Annotated in this window: 5 protein-coding genes; 3 read left to right on the top strand and 2 right to left on the bottom strand. The window is 53.8% G+C overall.

Features of this window, described 5'->3' with window-relative positions:
* Both ACETWG_03590 and ACETWG_03585 read right to left on the bottom strand, forming a co-directional pair.
* Positions 1-544: carbohydrate ABC transporter permease (locus ACETWG_03590; GenBank protein ID MFB0515670.1), on the bottom strand; the 544-nt coding region annotated here is incomplete at its 3' end.
* Between the two features lie 17 nt (positions 545-561).
* Positions 562-1,881, bottom strand: a complete 1,320-nt coding sequence (locus ACETWG_03585) for a sugar ABC transporter substrate-binding protein (protein MFB0515669.1) — start codon at positions 1,879-1,881, stop codon at positions 562-564.
* A gap of 439 nt (positions 1,882-2,320) precedes the next feature.
* Here ACETWG_03585 and ACETWG_03580 point away from each other — a divergent pair, with 439 nt between their 5' ends.
* The 3 genes from ACETWG_03580 to ACETWG_03570 form a co-directional block, all read left to right on the top strand.
* On the top strand, positions 2,321-3,340 hold the full coding sequence (locus ACETWG_03580; GenBank protein ID MFB0515668.1) for a zinc-binding dehydrogenase: 1,020 nt from the start codon (positions 2,321-2,323) through the stop codon (positions 3,338-3,340).
* Between the two features lie 6 nt (positions 3,341-3,346).
* Positions 3,347-4,306, top strand: a complete 960-nt coding sequence (locus tag ACETWG_03575; GenBank protein MFB0515667.1) for a carbohydrate kinase — start codon at positions 3,347-3,349, stop codon at positions 4,304-4,306.
* A 43-nt stretch (positions 4,307-4,349) separates the two neighbouring features.
* The coding region (locus ACETWG_03570) for an iron-containing alcohol dehydrogenase (protein ID MFB0515666.1) at positions 4,350-4,750 on the top strand (401 nt) is incomplete at its 3' end.

Here is a 4,750-nt window from a genome sequence, read left to right as displayed (position 1 = left end):
CCCCACTTGCCGGGGAGATCCAGCATCCCGGCGGCCCCCTCGGGGGTAGCGAAGACTGAAGTGAGTAGGTATTAGCCAGCCATGCCACCGGTGCTGATCCGATCAATCCCAATAAGAAGTTCAACACTCCATTTTCGGCCATAATCATTTTCCACATCAACGCCGCGATTACCGGCGGCATCATGAGTGGAATAATGAGAACAAATCGGAAAAAGCGGATGCCCTTGATCTCATGATCGAGTAGCATGGCTACTCCAAGCCCCAGCGGGACCTCTACTATCACTGTCAGCGAGGCATACACGAGGGTGAGCCCTAGCGAACGCCAGAAATTGACATCCTGAAGTAGATCCAGATAGTTGGCCAGACCGATGAAATGACGGATGGGTGAAACCAGACGATAATCCGTTAAGCTATAGAATATGGCCAGAAAAAATGGGTAGAGGATGCCAATGGTCAAAATCAGTGCCGGTAGGATAATGAAATAAGGGAGAAACCGGTCTTGCCAGCGTATTTTTCTGAGTTCTACAAATTCTTGTTTAGCCATTAATAGTAATGGTGTATTTATTGGATCACTGTTTTCATGCCGGATTTTTCAATGATTTGGTCAATATCGGCGGCGGCTCGATCCAGAGTCTTCTGTGCATCGGCGCCGCTCCAAATTTCCTGTAGTGCTCGTGCCCAGCGATCCCCGACAGCCGGGATCTCCGAATGGGGCGTAAAGCGCACCTGAGCATAGTTCTGGAGGTTTTCCGCGACCACTTCCCGATAGTCGTCCCATTGCCTGGCAATGTCCGCCACCTTTGGTTCATCCCAGACGGATTTACGAGGCGGATTCCAATTCCCCTCAACGGCTGCAACGATCAGCTGTTCTTTCGAGGTAGCCCACTGAATAAAAAGCCAGCTCGCTAATTTCTGCCGACTGTATTTGTTGATTGCCAAGGCCCAGGTCCAGATATTTGAGCGAATGGTGCCCTCTGGTCCGGCAGGCGCAAGCGCATAGCTCACCTTGCCAGCCACGCGTGATTTATCTGGATTCTCATAACCCACTGCAAAAAAATCTACATCCAACAGCATGCCGTAATGACCGGATTCGAACTGTTCTTTTGTATCGTACCAGCTATTACTGGTCCAGGTTAACGGACCACATTCCTTTATGGTCTTAATCCAAAGTTTCGTGAACTCAACCGCCTCAGGTGTATTGATGGTACAGTTCATCTGATCGTCAAAATCGCGACAGCCATAGGATGCATACCCGGTCAGAAAGCCCGTGGCAATGGTTGACCACGTGCCTATTCCCCGGGCGGTAACGCCACGTACCTGGCGACCGTCGATCTCGCGCGTCATGGCCCGGGCGAAACGATAGTACTCCTCATAATTCCTGGGCGGACTAAGATTCAGTTCCCCGGCCCAATCTTTGCGGTACGCAAGGATATACGTCTCCACCTGTACCGGGATAGCCCATTGGCTGCCTTTGCCGTAATTCCGGAAACCCGGTTTTCCATTCCATCTATTCCCCGTAAGCAAGGCGGGGAAGAAATCATCCAGATCGTAATCCTCTTTCGTCAAGGCAGGATTATGCATATAGTCATCGAGCGGTTCCAGCCAGCCAGCCCGTACATAGGACCAGGCGGTAAAGGGACCGGTCATGAAGACATCCACCGAGCCGGAACGGCTGGAGAGTTCAATGATGATCTTTTCGCGATATTCCTCTTCGGATAAGATACTGTACTCGACCGCAATACCCGTCAAGCCGGTAAATTCACTCAGGATGGGCAGCAGGGATTCGGTAAAAGGATGCTTATTCAGGTGTAGTTTGATGGTTTGGCCACTGGCCCGATCCCAGCGGAAGGGACCCGTTATTGATGTTGGATCGAAAGCCACACTATCGCTCTTCTTGCCACAACCCGAGAAAAGATATAGACATATCAAAAGTGCTAAACATCTGTACATTCTTAGGCGAATCATGGGTATACCTCTTACTAAATAGGACTGCGATACTGAGACGAACTACACTTTACTGCACAGGTGGGGATTATTCTCCCCGTCTCAAAGCGTATCAAAAGTCCGTTGCTGAATCCCGCCGCAGGCCGGGCTTACAACCGAGCCAGTGGACTCAAGTCTGAATAATCAGTGGATTAAGTTATTTTACCGACGGTAGGAAGGCAAAGGGAAACGGCGTTGCTGGGCTGTTGGAAGCCCTCCTATCTCGACGTAATATTTGTCTGAGAATTGGGGGAAGTTCATGGAAGGTCGGTATGCTCAAGTCGTGTCAGACAAACGTGAGCTCCTGACTGAATGATGAATTAGAGGAGAGGAGACCATGCGACAAGCCGTCATGACCGCACCAGGCAGGATTGAGTTCCGGGAGGTGCCGGAGCCGACCCCGGGTTCTGGCGAGATCCTGTTGCGGATTCAGCGGATCGGCGTTTGCGGTTCGGACATCCATGTGAACCATGGCAAGCATCCCTTCACCTCCTACCCGGTGGTTCAGGGACATGAGTTTTCAGCCATAGTGGAAGCCGTTGGTGAGGGGATCACCACTATACAACCGGGGATGAAGTGCACGGCCCGTCCGCAGATCGTGTGCGGCGAGTGCGGGCCCTGTCTCCGGGGGGATTACAACATTTGTGACGTGCTGAGAGTAGAAGGATTTCAGGCCCCCGGCTGCGCGCAGGACCTGTTTCTTACCACCCCGCAGAAAATCGTTCCCTTCCCCGACTCCATGAGCTTCGAGCAGGGAGCACTGGTGGAACCCACAGCGGTGGCGGTACACTCCACCGGGCGGGCAGGTGCCTTCGCCGGCAAGAGCGTAGCCGTACTGGGCGCCGGTCCGATCGGCAACCTCATCGCCCAGGTGGCCCGCTGCCGTGGGTCGGAGAAGCTGCTCATCCGCGACCGGAGCGATTTCCGCCTGGAGATCGCACAGCAATGCGGTATTACCGAGATCTCCAATCCCGGAACCGAATCCATGGCGGAAGCGTCGAAGCGGATTTTTGGCGATGAGGGCTTCGATATCGCCTTCGAAGCGGCGGGGGTGGAGGCTGCCTTGGACGATGCGATAACCAGTATTCGAAAGGGCGGCACGGTCGTGGTCGTTGGCGTGTTTGATGAAAAGCCGCAGGTGGACATGGCTGTAGTCGGTGACCGAGAGCTCAACCTGATCGGTACGCTGATGTACAAGCACGAGGATTACGAGCGGGCGGTAGAGCTCATCGCTGGTGGCAATGTTATTACCGAGCCTCTAGTGACCAGACATTTTCCGTTCGAGCAGTATGCCAGCGCTTATACCTTCATCGACGAACAGGGCGACAAGACCCTGAAGGTGATGATCGATATGTGACATGTCATGGATGGCAGCGGGGATCACGTAAAGACAGATTCCGTTGAGGAGCGCCATACCCTAGTTGGACTGGGCGAGGTGCTCTGGGACGTGCTGCCCAATGGCAAGCAGCTGGGTGGAGCTCCGGCCAACTTTGCCTACCATGCCCAAGCCCTGGGTGGCAATGGTATTGTGGTCAGCTGCGTGGGAGATGACGGCCCGGGTCGTGAGATCCTGGCGAGGCTTGACGACCTGGGTCTTGATCGCCGGTACGTCGCTACTGACAAAAATCATCCTACCGGGACGGTAACGGTTGAACTGGATGCGGTCGGTAAACCCGCCTATACCATCCATGAGAACGTAGCCTGGGATTACATACCATACAATTCAGGCTTGGAAGAATTGGCAGGTGAGGTGGACGCAGTCTGCTTTGGATCACTATGCCAGCGATCACGGGTATCACGGGAGACGATCCGCCAGTTTCTCGAGGTCACAAAGCGGGAATGCCTGCGTCTCTTTGATCTCAATCTGAGACAGTCCTATTTCAACAGAGAAATTATTGACACGCTGTTAAAGCTGACGGACGTTCTGAAGCTCAATGATGAGGAGCTGCCGTTCCTGGCGGAACTGTGTGATGTTCAGGGCTCGGAAACGAGGGTACTCCATCAGTTGACAGAGCGGTATGCGCTCCGGCTAGTCGCTCTCACCCGGGCTGAACGTGGCAGCCGTCTTTTCACACCGGGAAGGGATTCCGACCATCCCGGTTTCCGGGCACAGGTCGCGGACACGGTGGGTGCAGGGGATTCATTCGCGGCAGTGCTGGCGCTTGGATTACTACGTGGTGAGCAACTTGATAGGATTAATGAGTATGCTAATCGAGTCGCCAGCTTCGTCTGTTCACAGAATGGCGCTACCCCGCCTTTGCCGAGTGAACTGATCAAGATTCCAGGAGAGATCAAATCGGCAGAATCTTTAATGAGGGATTAAGGCACTGTAGTATAAACCAAATCCCAACGGAGAAGTAAACATCATGCGTGAATTCAATTACTTCCAACCGACAGAGATCAGGTTTGGATCCGGTCGAATCGATGAAGTTGGCGAAGCTGTGGCCAAGTACGGGAAGCGCTGCTTATTGGTGACCGTACCGGTCGACCCGGTCTTTGAGCCGCTTTTTGAAAAGGTGAAGGCTTCCTTAATAGCTGCCGGGGTGGAGGTAGCTCATTTCAATGGTATCATACCCAATCCCACCACCGAGTGCATCACGGCCGGGGCCGAGGCTGCCAAGCTCCACGGCGCCGAGGTGGTACTGGGTGTCGGGGGCGGCTCCAGCATGGATTCGGCCAAGGCCATCGCCGTGGAAGCTACGCACGACGGCACCTGCTGGGATTACCTCTATTATCGGGATATTCAACCGACGGAAAAGACGTTGCC

Source organism: Candidatus Neomarinimicrobiota bacterium (assembly GCA_041862535.1).
GTDB lineage: Bacteria > Fidelibacterota > Marinisomatia > SCGC-AAA003-L08 > TS1B11.
This window is presented reverse-complemented; position numbering and strand designations above follow the sequence as displayed.